Genomic DNA, 17,992 nt, shown 5'->3' with positions numbered 1-17,992 from the left:
AGGTCAGTTGCCGCGGCGTGAACGGGGTTTCAAGATGCGGTGCATGTTGCGCAACCCGCCCCCCCTGACACCCTCTCTGCCCCGGTCCGGTCTGCTGGCCGTGGCCGCTTTGTTGCTGGCGCTGGCGGGCTGTGCCAGTGGCCCCGCCAAGGTCGATCAAGGCGGGGCAGCCCAGCCTGACACGGCTGGGGACGCGCAGGCCGATGCCATGCCCGGCCCGACGCGCCCTGAAGGCCAGGGCATCGCCACCAAACACGCGCTGTTCAAGATCAGTGCCTTCGACACCCTGCCGGGCTGGCAGCAAGACAACCTGGGCGAAGCCTGGGCGGCCTTCAAGGAGTCCTGCAAGGCGTTGGAGCGCAAGCCCAGCTGGAAGCCGCTGTGTGCCAAGGTCAAGACCATCAAGGACCCCAAGGCTGGCCGCCAGTTCATGGAGCGCGAGTTCACCTTGCTGACCGTGCAGAACACCGACCGCACGCGTGAAGGCGAGATCACCGGCTACTACGAGCCCTTGCTGCAGGGCAGGGCCCAGCGTGATGCCCAGTTCGCCGTGCCCGTGTATGGCGTGCCCAATGACCTTTACTTCCTGGACTGGAAGGCCGTGCCGGCCAGTCAACGCAAGGGCGTGACCTATGTGCGCGCCAATGGCCGCCTGCTGAGCCGGACCCAGGCCGGCCAGCCCGGTGCCATCGCCGTGGACCTGCGCACCTTCACGCTCGACACCCTGGACCGCCGCCTGCGTGTGCGCGTGCAAGGCAATGAAGGCCTGCCGTACTACACCCGCAGCGACATCAACCGCAGTGCCGCACTGGATGCCCCCGTGCTGGCCTGGGTGGACGACCCCATCGCCTTGTACGCCATGCAGATCCAGGGCGCGGGCCGCATCCGCATGGCCGACGGCAGCATCCTGCGCCTGGCTTATGCCGATCAGAACGGCCACCCCTTCAAGCCCATGCAGCTGTCGGCCGCCGGCAACGAACGGGTGCAGACCCGTGGGGCCCGTGCCGATGGCAGCCCGGACACCACTGACGAGATCGAGCATTTCGACCTGGCCGATGCGGCTGCCACCCCTGCCGATACCGCTGGCGCGAGCGAGCCCGATGCCCTCACATCCACGGCCACGCCCGATGAGCCTTTGACCCGTGGTGCCCGCAAAGCCGCCCCGGCGCCGGCCGACGCCGCGGTGACCGACACCGTCGATGCCTTGTTGCCGCCACCCGGCTCGCAAAAGGCCGTGCCCAAACCGGTGGCCCGATCCAAGGCCTTGGGTACGCCGGGCGCACCGGGCACGCCAGCTACGGTCGCGCCTGCGCCCGCCACCTCCAGGCCGGCCGGCGGCTCCCAGCAACTGGTGGACGACCTGCTGACCCAGGCGCAAAGCAACAAGGGCCGCCCGCCCCAGGCCAAGGCGGGCAAGTCCAGCCTGCCGACCGTGCCAAGCGCCAGTGCGCTGCCCACCAGGCAGCTCCAGCAGCGCAGCCGTGCGCTCGACAGCGACCCCAGTTATGTGTTCTTCCGCACCGCGCCCGACCAGTCCACGCAAGCCGGCCCGGTGGGGGCACTGGGCGTGCCGCTCACGGCCGGCCGTTCCCTGGCCGTGGACCCGCGCGTGTTGCCCCTGGGCTACCCCGTGTTCCTGGATGCCTCTGGTGGTGACCGCCGCCAACCCCAGATGCAGCGCCTGATGTTCGCGCAGGACACGGGCGGGGCCATCCGGGGGGCCGTGCGCGCCGACTACTTCTGGGGTTTTGGCGCCGATGCCGGCAAACAGGCCCGCCGCACCAAGCACAAAGGGCGCATGTGGGTGCTGGTGCCCCATGCCGAAGTCGAATCGCTCTTGTCGAGCAAGCTTGTCACCCGGGGCGGCAAGCCCGCCGACGAGCAGCGTGAATGCCTGATCGACGACGAGGCCTTCTGCGACAGCGCCAGCCCGGGCAGCACCGACGGCAGCAACAGCCCCCGCTGAAGCACGGGCGACCGCCTCAAGTCGCCATTTCGCCTGCCGATAAAACCCGATATCACCTCTTCGGGCTGCGGCCGGGCGTTTCAGTGAAGTACATCCAGGACCTCGTCAAGACCTTGCAAGGCGGCACCAACACGACCGGTGTCTTCCTGGGCTTGCTGACCCTTGTCACGGTCATCGCGGCGGTGGCCCACCTGAGCTTCATCTTCCTGTTCGACTCGGTGGGCGTGCCCTGGATGGCGCGCGCCAATGTGGCCAGCGTGCTGGTGTACGTGCTGTCGGCGCTGTTGATTCAGAACGGGCGGCACATGATCGCCATGGTGCTGATCGTCGGTGAGATCCTGCTGCACGGCATCCTGGCCGTGGCCGTCATTGGCTGGGACAGCGGCTTTCACTACTACATCATCCTCATCATGCCGGTGACCATCCTCAGCAACTTTCACGCAAGTTGGTTCAAGGCCGTGGTGGCGACCGCCGTCGGGGTGTTGTACATGGCCCTTGATTTCATCTTTCGCAATGCCACGCCGCTGGACGTGATTCCTCCACCCATGCTGCAGGGCCTGCACTACTTCAACCAGGCCAGCACCCTCGTCATCCTGGCGATGCTGGCCACGGCCTACTACCGCCTGGTGGCCAATGCCGAGGCCAGCCTGCGCCATCAGGCCTGCACCGACCCCCTGACCCAGTTGCAGAACCGGCGCTTTGCCATGGAAGTGGCCCAGCACGAAGCGGCCGTGTTCGAGCGCGGCGGCCGCCCTCTGGCCCTGGTGCTGGGTGATGTCGACCACTTCAAGCGCATCAACGACGTCCATGGGCACGAGACCGGCGACACCGCCCTCAAGGCCGTGGCCCAGGCCCTGCGTGAAGGCGTGCGCGAGGTGGACCACGTGGCCCGCTGGGGCGGCGAAGAGTTCCTGATGCTGCTGCCCTCGACCGACGAGGAAGAAGCCATGCGGGTATCCGAGCGCGTGCGCGAGGCCATTGCCCAGATCGACCTGGTCCACCAGCACCAGCTGGTGCCCATCAGTATCACGCTGGGGGTGAGCCTGCTGACCCCGGGGGAAAGCATCGAGCAGGCCCTGGCACGCGCCGACCAGGCCCTCTATAAAGGCAAAAAGGCCGGTCGCAATCGTGTGATTCTGGCTGGACACGAAGCCTGAAACATTTATACTGCGCAGGCTTTCGAGGAGCGTTGCAAGGTCCCCCTGTCGGTCAGGCGCGGGCCCCAGGCTCGAAAGACCCGTTATTTGCAACCGCGCTCACCCGCATGTGTCCCGCTGGGTGAGTTGTATCTTTCACGTTCCCCCCGGTAGCGCACGGCGGCTTCTGAACCCTTAGGAGCTCTCCATGACCGCTGTTACCAACAAACTGATCACCGAATACAAAGGCGTCGAATGCGTCGTCGCCGACATGTCGCTTGCCGCCTGGGGCCGCAAGGAAATCAAGATCGCTGAAAGCGAAATGCCCGCGCTGATGGCCATTCGCACCGAATACGCCGCCAAGCAGATCCTCAAGGGCGCGCGCATCACCGGTTCGCTGCACATGACCATCCAGACCGCCGTGCTGGTTGAAACGCTGCAAGCCCTGGGCGCCGATGTGCGCTGGGCTTCGTGCAACATCTTCTCGACGCAAGACCACGCCGCCGCCGCCCTGGTGGAAGCCGGCACCCCCGTGTTCGCCTACAAGGGCGAGTCGCTGGAAGACTACTGGGACTACACCCACCGCATCTTCGACTTCGGCGCCAAGGGCACGGAGGGCGAAGGCCCCAACATGATCCTGGACGACGGTGGTGACGCCACGCTGCTGATGCACCTGGGCAAGCGCGCCGAGAAGGACATCAGCGTCTTGAACAACCCCACCAGCGAAGAAGAGCGCATCCTCTACGCCTCCATCAAGGCCAAGCTGGCCGTGGACAGCACCTGGTACACCCGCAAGGCTGCCCAGATCATCGGCGTGACCGAAGAAACCACGACCGGCGTGCACCGCCTCAATGAAATGAGCGCGAAGGGCACCCTGCTGTTCCGCGCCATCAACGTGAATGACTCGGTCACCAAGTCCAAGTTCGACAACCTGTACGGCTGCCGCGAATCCCTGGTGGACGGCATCAAGCGCGCCACCGACGTGATGGTCGCTGGCAAGGTCGCTGTGGTCGCTGGTTATGGTGACGTGGGCAAGGGCTCCGCACAAGCCTTGCGCGCTCTGAGCGCCCAAGTCTGGGTGACCGAGATCGACCCGATCAACGCCCTGCAAGCCGCCATGGAAGGCTACCGCGTCGTCACGATGGACTGGGCTGCCGACAAGGCCGACATCTTCGTGACCACGACCGGCAACCGCGACGTGATCACCTATGAGCACATGGCCGCGATGAAGAACAACGCCATCGTCTGCAACATCGGCCACTTCGACAACGAAATCCAGGTCGCCAAGCTGGAGCAGAACTGCGAGTGGGAAGAGATCAAGCCGCAAGTCGACCACGTCATCTTCAAGGACGGCAAGCGCATTATCATGCTGGCCAAGGGCCGCCTGGTGAACCTGGGCTGCGGCACGGGCCACCCCAGCTATGTGATGTCGTCGAGCTTCGCCAACCAGACCATTGCCCAGATCGAGCTGTTCGCCCACAGCGACTCTTATGACAACGGCAAGGTCTACGTGCTGCCCAAGCACCTGGACGAAAAGGTCGCCCGCCTGCAACTGACCACGCTCAACGCCCAGCTGACCGAGCTGACCGAAGAGCAGGCTGCCTACATTGGCGTGCCCAAGAACGGTCCTTACAAGCCCGACACGTATCGTTATTGATCCCCCCTACGGCCTGCGGCCGCCCCCCAGGGGGCACCGCTGGCGGACCGGCTGAGCCGGATCCGCGGCGGTCGCTGGATCTGTCGCGCACCTTTGGTGGCGCTCCTTCGGGCGTGCCGGGGGTGCGCGGCGTCCAGTGCCTTGGCTGAAGGCCTGTTCGCTTCGCGCGGACTTTTTTTGCTACTTCTCGCACATGACCAACATCCTCCTCGCCCGCGCCGATCAACTCATTCTGGAAAAAGGCCTGGCGCCCACGCGCTCGGCTGCCCAGCGCTTGGTCGAACAGGGCGCCGTGCAGTGGAGCGGCCCCAAGGGCTGGACCACCGTGCGCAAGGCGGGCGAGCAGTTGCCCATCGAGAGCGAATTCCAGGTGACGGACGACTCGGAAACCCGCTGGGTGTCCCGCGCCGGCCTGAAGCTGGAAGGCGCGCTCAAGCATTGCGCGTTCTGCAAGCACCCGGTCGATCTGAAGGACAAGCTTTGCCTGGACATCGGCCAGAGCACCGGTGGCTTCACCGAGGTGCTGCTGTCGCATGGTGCGGCCAGCGTGGTGGGGGTGGATGTGGGCCATGGCCAGGTGCACCACAGCATCGCCGAGCACCCGCAGGTCACCGTGATCGAGGGCGTCAACGCCCGTCACCTCACGGCAGAAGACCTGGGTGAAGCGGCGCCCGAAGGCGGTTTTGACTTCATCGTGGGCGACCTGTCCTTCATCTCGATGACCCTGGTGTTGCCCGCTCTGGTGCCTTTCCTGGCCGAGGGCGGCGAGATGCTCATGCTGGTCAAGCCGCAGTTCGAGCTGCAGCCCGAGCACATCGGCAAGCGCGGTCTGGTCAAGGATCCGGCCAGCTACCCGGAGGTGGAAGCCCGCATTCGCCAAGCCTGCAAGGACCTTGGCTTGAAAGTGAGTGCCTACTTCAATAGCCCGATCGCCGGTGGCGACGGCAACCGTGAATTCTTCGTTCGGGCGCGCAAGGCGGCGTGATTGCCGGCCCGCAGCCCGACCCGATACTGAAAGCTCTGCCTCATGACGACCTCTACGCGTCTGCCCATCAGCCTGGAGTTCTTCCCGCCCAAGACCCCCGAGGGCGTGGACAAGCTGGCCGCCGTGCGCCAGCAGCTCTACCCGCTCAAGCCCGAGTACTGCTCGGTGACCTACGGTGCCGGCGGCTCCACCCAGGACGGCACCATCCAGGCCGTGCGCGCCATCCTGAGCGAAGGCTTTGACGCCGCGCCACACTTCTCGTGCATCGGCGCCAGCAAGGCCTCGGTGCGCGAGCAACTGGCGCAGTTCAAGGCCGATGGCATCAAGCGCCTGGTAGCGCTGCGCGGCGACCTGCCCAGCGGCTACGGCGGTTTTGGCGAGTTCCGCTATGCCAGCGAACTGGTGGCCTTCATCCGCGAAGAAACGGGCTCGCACTTCCACATCGAAGTGGGCGCCTACCCGGAGATGCACCCCCAGGCTCGCAACCCGCAGGCCGACCTGCAGGCCTACGTCACCAAGGTCAAGGCCGGTGCCGACGTGGCCCTGACGCAGTACTTCTTCAACGCGGACGCCTACTTTCGCTTTGTGGACGACGCGACCGCCGCGGGCGCCACCATCCCGGTGATCCCCGGCATCATGCCCATCACCAACTCGACCCAGCTCATGCGTTTTTCCGACGCTTGCGGCGCCGAGATCCCGCGCTGGATCCGCACCCGCCTGGAAGGCTTCGGGGACGACAAGGCCTCGATCCAGGCTTTCGGGCTGGACGTGGTCACCGCCTTGTGCGAGCAGTTGCGTGCCGCTGGCGTGCCTGGGCTGCACTTCTACACGATGAACCAGTCGGCGACCGTGCTGGCCATTTGCCAGCGCCTGGGCGTTTGACACCATTCCTTGTCAGATGCGTTGCGCAAACGCATCGCGTTCATCTGATCTGGCGCAAACCCGCAAGGGTTTAGCCGGGGGCGGCCCCGCTTCGGGCCTGCCGAGTTGACGCAGCACAAGTTTGGCGGGGTTTGACCTTGTTGCAATGGATGCCATGGGACGCGCCAACACGCGGTCCCTGCAACCTAGCCACAAGAAGGACCATTCATGAACGCCATCTCTACCCGCACCCGCCTGATCGCCGCTGCTGCTCTGGCTTGTGCTGCCGCCGCACCCGCCTACGCTGGCGACTTCATGGTGCGTGCCCGTGTCCTGCAACTGGACCCCGCCAATGAGAACACCACCGATGCCGTGATCCCCGCTGACTCGGTGTCGGTGAACACCAAGTACATCTGGGAAATCGACGCTTCCTACTTCGTGACCCCTAACGTGGCGTTCGAGCTGATCGCCACCACGCCGCAGAAGCAAACAGTCTCGCTGGCTGGCACCAAGATCGGTACCCTGCGCCATCTGCCACCGACTCTGACGGCGCAGTACCACTTTGCGCCCACTAACCCAGTGGCGCGTCCCTATGTCGGTTTTGGTGTGAACTACACCCACTTCTCCGCCGTGCACCTGAACGCACAACCGGTCCTGGGTTCGGACACCCCTCTGGACATCGACCGCCACAGCTGGGGCACCGCCATTCAGTTGGGTGCTGACTTTCCGATCAACGACAAGTTGTCGGTGAACGTGGACTTCAAGAAGATCGACATCCGCACCCGCGTCTACGCTGGCTCGACCAAGCTGGGCACCGTCAAGGTTGACCCCGTGCTGTTCGGCGTTGGCATCGGTTATCGCTTCTGATCGGTCACCGATCGAGCAATTGGAAAAGGGGCTTCGGCCCCTTTTTCCTTTGAGCTGCGCCACAAAGCAAAAAGCTCCCCGAAGGGAGCTTTTTGTCTGGTTGCGCTGAAAAGATCAGGCAGCCATCTTGCGGCGAGCCGTGAAGGCGATGCCGACCAGGCCCAGGCCCATCAGGGCATAGGTGGAGGGCTCAGGGACGGAGCCCACGTTCACCGACTTCACCATCGTGGCCACGAAAGCCATGGCGGCAGGGTCCACGCCGTTGTCGGTCAGGAAGGTGTTGAACGCGTCAGACAGCACGAAGTTGCTGGCAGACAGGCCCAGACGGCGGCTGATGGTCGACGAAGTGACGCTGTTCAGTTCTTGGGCGCCAAAGACGTCGTTACCGGAAACGACACCGCCGAAGTTGCCCACAGCGGTTGTGGCGGTCAGCAGGGACTGGTTGGTCAGATTCAGCAGCAGGCCGGCGCTGATGTCGCCGTACAGGCTGTTCGTGGCGGCGTCATAGGTGAAGTTCGTCAGCTTGACGGTGGTCAGGCCCTTCTTGATGGCCATGCCCGAGGTGTCGCTGAAGTCGATCGAGACGGGGCCGGGGTTGCCGGTCAGGTTCACGCCTTGAACCGGGTCGGTCAGCACGCCAGTGGTGGCGTTGTAGGTCGACGAACCCACGGCGCTCACGGTGTAACCGTTGGCCGTCAGGTAGCTCGTGTCCAGCGTGACGCTGGCCGTGGTGGCGACGAAGGGTTGGCTCGTGGCGGCGGAGGCAGCGGTGGCGGCAACAGCCAGGAACGACATACTGAACTGCTTGAAAAACTTCATGTTCACGTCCTTGTTTCGGTTGAGAAGGGGCGCTGCTTTTGTCGCCCTCTAGAAGAGGCCTGTGTGGACCATGGACGTGATCTTGAACGTTGTTTCGCGATTAACGCATAGGGTTCCCGCGAGGTCCCCCCGAAACTGGGGGGCGTTAGCCACCCCAGGTGTTGCTTTCTGTAAGGACCGCCATCAGGGGTATGTCATGAGGTTCAGGCTGCAAGTCTGCCTGGGCCAGCCGGCTTGACTCCCAGGCCACGCCGAGCGCGGTCACCTCCGGGTGGGCGGCCATGAATCGGTCAAAGTAGCCCCCTCCATAACCCAGCCGCCAGCCCTCCTGGGTGAAGCCGACACAAGGCACCAGCACCACGTCCGGCACCACCGGCGCGCCTTCCGGGCAGGGGATGCCGTGGTCGTCCAGGCTGGCAGGGGGCTGCCCGTTCCAGAGCCGGAAATGCATCTGCGGCGGGCTTTTTTGGGCGCAAGGCAAGGCCAATCGGCACGCCAAGGTCTCCTGGGCCGCCGCAGCCACGTCCATTGGGTTAAATTCACCCTGCATAGGCCAGTACAAGCCCAGACAGTCCGGCTCCAGTTCAGCCAGGATGGCCATCACGCGTTCATGCAGCGCGGCTTGCGCTTCCTGGGCCTGCGGCGTGGTGATCCATGCCTTGCGGGCCTCGAGCAGGTGCTTGCGCCAGTCCGCTCGGGCGCGGGGAGGGTTGTTCATGGCCATAACAAAAGGTTACTCAATTGCGAATCACGTACAAGTATGCGTCCTGGGGCGCGACCGCCCTGTCAGCCCTGACGCTGGTGGCGGGGGTGATGGTGGCGCCCGCGTCGCGCGCCGCGACCGATGACAGCACCGTGCAGGAGGCCAGGGAGGCCTTGCGCGTGCGGGACAAGGCGCGCCTGCTGGCCGCGCGCGATGCGCTGATCGCGGCCCAGCACCCTTTGGCCCCCTGGGCAGGTTATTGGTACTTCCAGGTGCGCCTGATGGAGGCCGGCCCCACCGAGGTGGACGAATTCCTGGCCCGCTGGCCGGACAGCTATGTGGCCGACCGGGCCCGCAACGACTGGCTGCTGGAGTTGGGGCACCGCCGCGACTGGCGCACCTTCTTGCGCATCCAGCCCACCTTCCGCATGAACGACGACCGCGAGGCCAGCTGCCTGGGGGTGCTGGCGCGCCAGCAGACCAACACGCCCATGGAAGCCCCGGGTGACTGGCGCGAGCAGGCCAGGCAGTTCTGGTGGAACCAGAAGGACGCAGACTTCGGCTGTGACGCCATGGCCCAGGCGCTGCTGAGCAGCCGCGTGCTGGAGCCCGCCGACGTGTGGCGCAAACTGCGCCTGGCCATCGAGGCCGACAAGCCCCGTGCCGTCCAGCAAAGCGCCAAGCTGCTGGGTGACGCCGTGTCGCAGGCCGTGGCCAAGCTGATGGGGCAACCGCAGACCCTGCTGATGCCGCAGGCGCGCTCGGCCGCCTTGAGCGGGGCCGGCGACGACCGGCACCATGCGCCTGGCTCGTCCATCGGCCCTGACTCACGGGGCAAGCACAAGGGCAAAGCCAAACGCAAGGGCAAGGCCAAACCGGATCTGACACCCATGCCCCTGGCCGTGCCGGCCGAGGCCGAAGGGCCGTTGACGCTGCTGGCCTTCATCCGCTGGGCAGGCATGGACCCGGTCGCCGCCGCAGCGGCCATCGAGGAGCCCGCCAACCGCAGCCGCTGGCGCTGGAATGCCGAAGAAACCGCCTGGGCCTGGGCGCAACTGGGCCGGGCTGCGGCCTGGCGCCTGTCACCCGATGCGCCCGCTTATTTCGAGCGGGCCCTGACAGACCGCGCGCTGGCGGCCGGCACCGGCGAGTTGCGTCAGGGCGGATCGCGCCTGGCCACGGCCTGGTCGTCCGAGACCCTGGCCTGGATGGCACGCGCCGGCCTCAGGTCGGCATCGGCTGGCCAGGCCGAGCGTTGGGCCCTGGTCGAGCAGGCCGTGGACGCCATGGCGCCGGATCAACAGCAGGATGCCGCCTGGGTGTACTGGAAGGCCAAGGCCTTGCAGGGCCGCGCTCGCAGCGCTGGCGGGCCGGCGGGCGATGCGCTCAAACAGCAGGCCCGTGAGCTGCTCACACGCGTGGCCAGCCCGGTGACCTTTTATGGCCAGCTGGCCGCGCAGGACCTGCATGGCACGTCGGCGCGCGCACCAGCCAAGCCGGCTGCGGTGACCGAGGCCGAACTGGCCGAAGCGCGCGCCATGCCGGGCATCGATCGGGCGCTGCGCATGCTGGAGCTGGGCTGGCGCGGTGAGGCCCTGCGTGAGTGGAATTTCACCTTGTCGTACGGCAAGGTCGGGGGCCTGAGCGACCGGGAGTTGCTGGCGGTGTCCGAGGAGGCTTGTCGGCGCGAGATCTGGGACCGCTGCATCAATTCCAGCGAACGCACGCGCCAGGAGATCAACCTGGAGCAGCGTTACCCCATGCCCTTCAAGCAGGACGTGCTGTCCGCCGCGCGGGAGGTTGGGCTTGATCCTGCCTATATGTATGGGCTGATCCGGCAGGAGTCCCGCTTCCAGCAGGCGGCCAAGTCGAGCGTGGGGGCGTCCGGGCTGATGCAGGTCATGCCGGCCACCGCGGCCTGGACGGCACGCAAGCTGTCCATCGACTACCACCCCGACAACATCACGGACCGCAGCACCAACCTGCGCATCGGCGCGGGCTACCTGAAGCTGGTGCTGGACGACTTCCAGGGTGCGCAGGCGCTGGCGGCTGCGGCCTACAACGCCGGGCCCTCCCGGCCGCGCCGCTGGCGTGACGGGCCGCGCATCGACGCAGCAGCCTGGGTCGAGAACATCCCCTTCAACGAAACGCGTGACTACGTCAAGAAGGTGCTGTCCAACGCCACGGTGTATGCCCACCTGATCCACGGCAAGGCCCTGTCGGTGCGCAGCCGCCTGGGGGCCACGGTCGGCCCTCGTGCTGACACGGCGCCGCCGAGCGAGGATGATCTGCCCTGACCGGGCTTACCGCGCGGGCAGGCGCAGGCGCGGGGTCCAGGCAGCTGGTTTCGTGCCCGCCAAAGCGGCCTGGGTGGCGCCACCCGTGCCCATCGGGGCGAGCGAGAAGTTCAGGTTGGACAGGTTGCTGTCGAGCGTGACCTCGGTGGGTGCGTTGCTCATCAGCGGGTAGACGCCGCAAGGCTCGCCCGCGTCGCAGATGAACCCGTTCCAGTCCAGATCGCCGCCCGCGAGCAGGTAAGCCTTCTTGCCTCTGGGGCCCTTGAGCTGCCAGTTGTAGCGGCCACCCTGTGCGGTGACCAGAACTTCGTCAATCACTTCTTCCGTGATGCTGTCAATGGCCAGCACGTAGACGGCGCCGTAGTCTGCGCTGCGTGCACCGGTGCTGCCGCCTGCCTGCTTCACAACCGTGACCTGAACGGTCAGGGTGTCACTGTTGGTCTGGATGTTCAGGCTCAAGAACGCCGTGCCGGTGGGGAGGCGCGTGCGGTCGACGTTGATGGTGTAGCTGCCCAGGCCGGTCTGCACATCCACGCTGGTGCGGGTGAAGGTGAGCGCGGGCGACGAGGACGTGATCTGTTTCACCACGTCGCTGGTCTTGGCCGTGGCGTTCAGCGCCAGGCTCATGCTGGTGCGCTGTGCGCCAAAGTCCAGTGCAAACGGGGTGGCGACGATCCGGCCTTGCGGTGCGGGGCCGGGGTTCTGGGCTTCAGCCAGGGCCACGTCAACGGCCTTGCGGGCGTTGATCAGGCCATAGCCGGTTGCGCTGTCAAAGCCGGGGCCGCCGATGTCGTCGGTGAGCTTGCCCGCACTGAGCCAGGCATCGAACAACTCGGGTGTCAGCCCGGGGTAGGCGTATTTCATCAGCGCCACGACCCCGGCGACATGCGGCGTGGCCATGGAGGTGCCTTGCATGTAGGCGAAGCCCGGCTGGCGCTTGCCTTCGGGCGAGAAAATCGCCACCGTGCTGTCGACCATGTCACCTTGTGGTTCGCCGGTGGTGGAGCGGGACATATCGCCGCCGGGGGCCGCCACGCGCAACTCCGGTCCGGACTGCGAGTAGTTGGCTTGCCTGGCCTGGGCATCCAGTGCACCCACGGCGACCACGCCCGGGCAGTTGGCCGGCGCCGCAACAGGCACGGCCACGCCATCGTTGTTGCGCGCGTCATTGCCGGCGGCCACCACGACGATCACACCGGCCTGCCGGACCTGCTGGATGATGTCCACATAAGAGGGGGGGCAGGCTTGGGAGCTGCCCAGGCTCATGTTGATCACATCTGCTTTGCGCGGGGGGAACAACTTGCTTCGATTAGGCAGGCCGGCGGCATACAGCATGGCGTTGAGGATGTCGTAGTCATCCGCGCCGGTGGGGCGGCGTTGGTCGAAAACGCGCAGCGGCATCAGCCTGGCCATGGGGGCGATGCCGGCGGCGCCATAGCCGTCAAAGGTGCGTGCGGCGATGGTGCCGGCCACGTGCGAGCCGTGGAAGTGAGGATCACCGGCTGCCGTGGGCAGGTCAAGGTCGTCCGGGTTGCTGGAGTCCGCCTCGCCAGCATTGCGCGTATTGAGCGAGACAAAGGTGCGGCCGCCCTCGATCTGGGGCGCCAGGTCGGGGTGGTCCACCATGATGCCGGAGTCGATCACGGCCACCAGCGGGCGGCGCGTGGGTTGGGTGGGCAGGTTCACCAGGCGGTCCATGGCGGCCGGCAGGTTGATCTGTTCGTAGTGCCAGCGCTGCTTGGGGTAGATGGGGTCATTGGGCGGGAAGTTGCCCACGTCGGCCACCATCTGGCTGAGTTGCACGCGGTGGTTGAGGCTCACGAACTTGTACTGCCCGGTGGCCATCAGGGCCTTGGCATACGAGACGGTGTCCAGGGCCTGGGCCAGGCTCTCGCTTCGCTGGGCAGGTCGGCTGGCCTGTTGTGCCAGCGCCGATGCGCGTTTGAAGCTGGTGTAGCTGGCCAGTTGCGACAGGCCTTTGAGGCGCGCCTGCGCCGTGTCGGGCAAAGTCAGCAGGTTGGGCGCACCGCGGGGCACGCTCAGCTGGCTCAAACCGGCTTCCCGGTGGAACTCCAGCATGGACTTGACGCCTTGCGCCTGTTTGGGGCTGCCACTGGTGCTGGCGACACTGCTGCTGCGGTTCGCCACCACGTTGCTGTCCAGCGGCTGGGCGATGACCTGGCCCGCCACGATGGCGCCCTCGGCACTGGTGGCGTTGGGGCAGCTGCTGACGCTGTCTGGGGAGCCAACGCGCAGGTTGTAGATGGAGGCCCCACCGTGGGCGTACACCGCGATGTAGTAGCGGCCGGCCTTGGCGATGCGCACGCACTCGGTGTTGCCGGTGCCGGCTGACAGGCCCACGACCTTGGGGCTGTCGTCCAGAATGGCCAGATCAAGGTCGTTGACGCCAGGATCGGCCGCAAACTGGAGTTCGACCGTCTGGTTGGCCTGCAGGTCGACCACAAAGACGTCGTATTGATCTCCTGCCGTCTTGTTGGGGCCGTCCGGGCCCGAGCCAGGTTCATTGACCGTGCCCACCAGATTGACGGGGGTGGTCAGGGCTTGCGCCACGTCGAAGTCGTCGTTGTTGTGGCGGCTGGCCTGGTTGGGGTCGTTGGTGTCCGAGTCCACCGCGGCGGTCTCAACCAGCGACAAGGTGCCCGACATCGTCACGACGTCGCTGCCGCCATCCTTGTCCGATGTCCGGGCTTCAGGCTGACCGCCGCCGCCTCCGCCACAGGCGGACAAGATCAAGGTCAGTGTCAGCGCGGCTGCACGCGCGCACGGCCGCAGCCCGAAATATGTCGGCATGTCCAATCCCTGTTGGTATGTGTACTGGGCCTCTCTGTGGAGGCTCGCGCAGCATACAAACAGATTGGTGAAAACGCCATGTCAGGCGTGCGCATGCCCACTTATTGGGGGGGCGTACAGCCAAATAAAAACCCCGGACGTGGCCAAAAGACCATGTCCGGGGTTTCGGGGATCAGGATGGATCAGGCCGCGACCAGCAGGGCCGAGGTGTCAAAAACGCTGCTCATCGGGGGCAGGTTCATGATCATGGGCTGCGGTGCGTTCTTCGAGACCTTGGCGGGCTTGACGTTGGGGTCGTTCTGGGCGACTTCGGCCTTGTCCCAATTGCCCACGGACTCCTTGCCCGACACGGCAATGGAATAGAACACACGGAAGGCGACCTTGCGCTCCGACCAGAAGTCGGCGGCGTCACGGAAGGCGTCCAGCAGCTGTTCGCGGGTTTCGCGGTCGCACTTGTTGCCGTCGGGGATGAGTTCGAGCACCACGACGAAGCCCGGCTGCGGGCCCGACTTGTGAACCAGGTCGGTCATGCAGTCGTACAGGGCGTCCAGGTTCTTGCCGAAGTGGTCCGGGAACAGGAAGTCGCGGGCAATGATGTCCAGCACGTCCTGCTTGTTCTGAGCGGGGCTCAGATTGGTGTAGAGGAAGTGCTGGCCAGCGGCATTGGCGGCCTGTTGCAAGTCTTCCGGGCGGAAAGCGCGGATGGATTGAACGATGTTGGGTCGAACGGATTGCAACAACATGATCGCTTGTGGCCCGGGGTGCATGCAGGAGTGCTTCATGTCCTTACGAGCAAAAGTTGAAGGTCTAAGAAAAGAACGGAAAAACGGATGCGATGACGGCTTGAAGGGCTTCAACGCCGGGGATCAATCAACTGAAAGCTCTGATAGTGATCCGCAGTGTAGAAACAAGTTTCAGGTTGTCGAACTTCTTTACCTCCGCAAACGATGCGCCGCGCGCCGCGGTCACCTTCGCCTGGGGTCGGAACGGTGTACTCGTGATAGAAACCGCGTGGCCGACGGGGCAGGATGCGCTCTCGGTTGCCGAACACCACACCGTCCTTGGCATAACGAAACGGACCGCCCGAGAAAATACGGCGGTGGACGTCTTGTGCTTGCGCAGGAAGGGCCGACAAGGCCACCGATTCGGCGGTGGTGCCTGTCTCTTGTGGTGCATGGCGACGAGCAAGGGCTTCAGAGGGAAGCCACGCAGTCACACAAATCAGGGCGAGACCAGTCAGGAAAGCGGCAGGCCACGAGCGGGTGGTTCTGGCTACCGCAGCGGGTGCCGCAGGTGTCAAGCCACAACCGCCTGACGAGGATTCCCTATTGACTGTGCGGGGCACCATGATGCTGTGTTTCCAGCCTTGATCTGTCAGCAATGCAGCTCTTCGTTAAAGACGTGACTGTATAGAAAAGCGCCAAAAAGCTCAAGGCCCCAGCTACCGTAAAACGGGTAGCCGGGGCCTTTGCGTAGGGGGTTGACAGATTGTGATATAAGCCGTGCGCTTTAACGCACGGCGTTGGCGTCGGCCACGGTCATGGCGGTCATGTTCACGATGCGGCGCACGGTGGCCGAGGGGGTCAGGATGGTCACTGGCTTGGCCGCACCCAGCAGAACCGGGCCCAGTGCGATGTTGTTGCCCGCGGCGACCTTGAGGAGGTTGTAGGCAATGTTGGCCGCGTCGATGTTCGGGCAGACCAGCAGGTTGGCTTCGCCGCTCAGGGTGCTGCGGGGCATCAGTTGCTGGCGGTAGGCGGCGTCCAGCGCGGTGTCGCCGTGCATTTCGCCGTCGATCTCCAGCCAGGGGGCCTGCTCCTGGATCAGGGCCAGGGCGGCACGCATCTTCAAGGCCGAGGGCTGGTTGCTCGATCCGAAATTCGAGTGCGACAGCAGGGCAGCCTTGGGTCGCTGGCCGAAGCGCATCATTTCCTCGGCGGCCATGATGGTGATCTCGGCGAGCTGCTCGGCCGTCGGGTCGTAGTTGATGTGGGTGTCAAGCAGGTTGACGGTGCGGCCTGGCAGGATCAGGCCGGTCATGGCCGCGTAGGTCTTGACGCCGGCGCGCTTGCCGATGACCTGGTCGATGTAGTGCAGGTGCAGGGCTGTGGAGCCCCAGGTGCCGCAGATCAGGCCGTCGACCTCGCCCTTGTGCAGCAGCATCGAGCCGATCAGCGTCAGGCGGCGGCGCATCTCGATCTTGGCCATCTGCTCGGTCACGCCCTTGCGTTCGGCCAGGCGGTGGTAGCTTTGCCAGTAATCGCGGTGACGCGGGTCGTTTTCGGTGCTGACGATGTCGAAGTCGCGGCCGGGCTTGAGGCGCAGGCCGAAACGCGCCAGGCGCTGCTCGATCACGGCGGGGCGACCGATCAGCGTGGGGCGGGCGATGTTCTCGTCCACCACGATCTGCGCGGCGCGCATCACGCCTTCGTTCTCGCCCTCGGCGTAGCAGATGCGCTTGTTCTTGGCGCGCTTGGCCACGCTGAAGATGGGCTTCATCGTGTGGCCCGAGGCATAGACGAAGCTCTGCAGCTTTTCGCCATACGCAACAAAGTCCTTCACGGGCCGGGAGGCCACACCCGAGTCGGCCGCGGCCTTGGCCACGGCCGGCGCGATCTTCATCATCAGGCGCGGGTCGAAAGGCTTGGGAATGAGGTATTCAGGGCCGAAGCTCAAGGACTCACCGGCATAGGCGGCGGCCACGACCTCGTTCTGCTCGGCCTGGGCCAGCTCGGCAATGGCGTGCACGGCCGCGATTTCCATCTCGTCGGTGATGGTGGTCGCACCCGAATCAAGGGCGCCCCGGAAGATGTAGGGGAAGCACAGGACGTTGTTGACCTGGTTGGGGAAGTCCGAGCGGCCGGTGGCCATGATGGCGTCGTCGCGCACGGCCTTGACCTCGTCGGGCAGGATTTCGGGCGTGGGGTTGGCCAGGGCGAAGATGATGGGGTTGGCGGCCATCTTGGCCACCATGTCCTTCTTGAGCACGCCACCAGCGCTCAGGCCCAGAAAGATGTCGGCGCCTTCGATGGCCTCGCTGAGCTTGCGCTGTTCGGTCTTTTGCGCAAAGGCGGCCTTGTCGGGGTCCATCAGTTCGACGCGGCCTTCGTAGACCAGGCCGGCCAGGTCGGTCACCCAGATGTTCTCGCGTGGCACACCCAGCTTGACCAGCAATTGCAGGCAGGCCAGGGCGGCGGCGCCGGCACCGGAGGTCACCAGCTTGGCGGTCTTGATGTCCTTGCCCACAACCTTGAGGGCGTTCAGGAGGGCGGCGCCCACCACGATGGCCGTGCCGTGCTGGTCGTCATGGAAGACGGGGATCTTCATGCGCTCGCGCAGCTTGCGCTCGACGTAGAAGCAGTCCGGGGCCTTGATGTCTTCCAGGTTGATGCCGCCGAAGGTGGGCTCCAGCGATGCGATGATCTCGACCAGCTTTTCGGGGTCCTTCTCGTTGATCTCGATGTCGAACACATCGATGTCGGAGAACTTCTTGAACAGGACCGCCTTGCCTTCCATCACGGGCTTGGCCGCCAGGGGACCGATGTCGCCCAGGCCGAGCACGGCGGTGCCGTTGGTGATCACGGCCACGAGGTTGCCGCGGCTGGTGTACTTGAAGGCGGCGGCCGGGTTCTCGACGATTTCCTCGCAGGGGGCGGCGACACCGGGGGAGTAGGCCAGGGCGAGGTCGCGCTGGTTGGTGAGCTGTTTGGTGGCCGAGATGGCGACCTTGCCGGGGGTGGGCAGCTCGTGGTACTCAAGCGCGGCCTTCTTCAGCTCGGCGCGTTTTTCTTCTGGGGTGGTCATCGAGGGGGGCCTTTCGCGGGCGGGGCCCGTCATTGGGGCCCGCCAGACCTCGCATTGTAGGAAGTTGTGCAGGGCTTGCCGTGTGG

General features: G+C 65.4%; 12 protein-coding genes, 1 pseudogene and 1 riboswitch. Of the genes and pseudogenes, 7 read left to right on the top strand and 6 right to left on the bottom strand.

Going from position 1 to position 17,992, the window contains the following annotated elements:
- Positions 1-43 precede the first annotated feature (43 nt).
- From HY019_RS00600 to HY019_RS00575, 6 genes are all read left to right on the top strand, one after another.
- Positions 44-1,966: an MltA domain-containing protein gene (locus HY019_RS00600; RefSeq protein WP_290687512.1), complete on the top strand. Its 1,923-nt coding sequence runs from the start codon at positions 44-46 to the stop codon at positions 1,964-1,966.
- An 83-nt stretch (positions 1,967-2,049) separates the two neighbouring features.
- The gene (locus HY019_RS00595) at positions 2,050-3,123 is read left to right on the top strand and encodes a GGDEF domain-containing protein (protein WP_290687511.1); all 1,074 of its coding nucleotides are present in this window, start codon (positions 2,050-2,052) and stop codon (positions 3,121-3,123) included.
- A gap of 18 nt (positions 3,124-3,141) precedes the next feature.
- Positions 3,142-3,231, top strand: a riboswitch (S-adenosyl-L-homocysteine riboswitch).
- 79 nt (positions 3,232-3,310) lie between these two features.
- Positions 3,311-4,759, top strand: coding sequence for an adenosylhomocysteinase (gene ahcY, locus HY019_RS00590; protein ID WP_290687510.1), 1,449 nt, complete (start codon positions 3,311-3,313; stop codon positions 4,757-4,759).
- Positions 4,760-4,952: 193 nt separating this feature from the next.
- Positions 4,953-5,744 carry a TlyA family RNA methyltransferase gene (locus HY019_RS00585; RefSeq protein WP_290687500.1) on the top strand — a complete coding sequence of 264 codons (792 nt, stop codon included), beginning with the start codon at positions 4,953-4,955 and terminating at the stop codon, positions 5,742-5,744.
- 42 nt (positions 5,745-5,786) lie between these two features.
- The gene (gene metF, locus HY019_RS00580; RefSeq protein ID WP_290687498.1) at positions 5,787-6,626 is read left to right on the top strand and encodes a methylenetetrahydrofolate reductase [NAD(P)H]; all 840 of its coding nucleotides are present in this window, start codon (positions 5,787-5,789) and stop codon (positions 6,624-6,626) included.
- Positions 6,627-6,833: 207 nt separating this feature from the next.
- Positions 6,834-7,472 carry an OmpW family outer membrane protein gene (locus HY019_RS00575; protein WP_290687496.1) on the top strand — a complete coding sequence of 213 codons (639 nt, stop codon included), beginning with the start codon at positions 6,834-6,836 and terminating at the stop codon, positions 7,470-7,472.
- A 114-nt stretch (positions 7,473-7,586) separates the two neighbouring features.
- Here the strand turns inward: HY019_RS00575 and HY019_RS00570 are convergent, their stop codons facing one another.
- Both HY019_RS00570 and HY019_RS00565 read right to left on the bottom strand, forming a co-directional pair.
- Positions 7,587-8,291, bottom strand: a complete 705-nt coding sequence (locus tag HY019_RS00570) for a PEP-CTERM sorting domain-containing protein (protein WP_290687494.1) — start codon at positions 8,289-8,291, stop codon at positions 7,587-7,589.
- A gap of 145 nt (positions 8,292-8,436) precedes the next feature.
- Positions 8,437-9,009 (bottom strand): 5-formyltetrahydrofolate cyclo-ligase, encoded by a 573-nt coding sequence (locus HY019_RS00565; RefSeq protein ID WP_290687492.1) that lies wholly within the window; start codon positions 9,007-9,009, stop codon positions 8,437-8,439.
- Between the two features lie 23 nt (positions 9,010-9,032).
- Between HY019_RS00565 and HY019_RS00560 the strand changes: the two genes are divergently transcribed.
- Positions 9,033-11,291 (top strand): lytic transglycosylase domain-containing protein, encoded by a 2,259-nt coding sequence (locus HY019_RS00560; RefSeq protein WP_290687491.1) that lies wholly within the window; start codon positions 9,033-9,035, stop codon positions 11,289-11,291.
- 6 nt (positions 11,292-11,297) lie between these two features.
- Here the strand turns inward: HY019_RS00560 and HY019_RS00555 are convergent, their stop codons facing one another.
- From HY019_RS00555 to HY019_RS00540, 4 genes and pseudogenes are all read right to left on the bottom strand, one after another.
- On the bottom strand, positions 11,298-14,102 hold the full coding sequence (locus tag HY019_RS00555; protein ID WP_290687490.1) for a S8 family serine peptidase: 2,805 nt from the start codon (positions 14,100-14,102) through the stop codon (positions 11,298-11,300).
- Positions 14,103-14,458: 356 nt separating this feature from the next.
- Positions 14,459-14,845: pseudogene (locus tag HY019_RS00550) on the bottom strand (barstar family protein); the annotation flags it as partial.
- Positions 14,846-14,955: 110 nt separating this feature from the next.
- Positions 14,956-15,402, bottom strand: a complete 447-nt coding sequence (locus HY019_RS00545) for a ribonuclease domain-containing protein (protein WP_290687488.1) — start codon at positions 15,400-15,402, stop codon at positions 14,956-14,958.
- Positions 15,403-15,611: 209 nt separating this feature from the next.
- Positions 15,612-17,906, bottom strand: coding sequence for an NADP-dependent malic enzyme (locus HY019_RS00540; protein WP_290687486.1), 2,295 nt, complete (start codon positions 17,904-17,906; stop codon positions 15,612-15,614).
- Between the last annotated feature and the right edge of the window lie 86 nt (positions 17,907-17,992).

Origin of the sequence: Aquabacterium sp., from assembly GCF_016195855.1 — a bacterium.
Lineage (GTDB): Bacteria > Pseudomonadota > Gammaproteobacteria > Burkholderiales > Burkholderiaceae_C > Aquabacterium.
The sequence above is the reverse complement of the archived record's forward strand: the minus strand, read 5'-3'. Positions and strand labels throughout refer to the sequence as shown.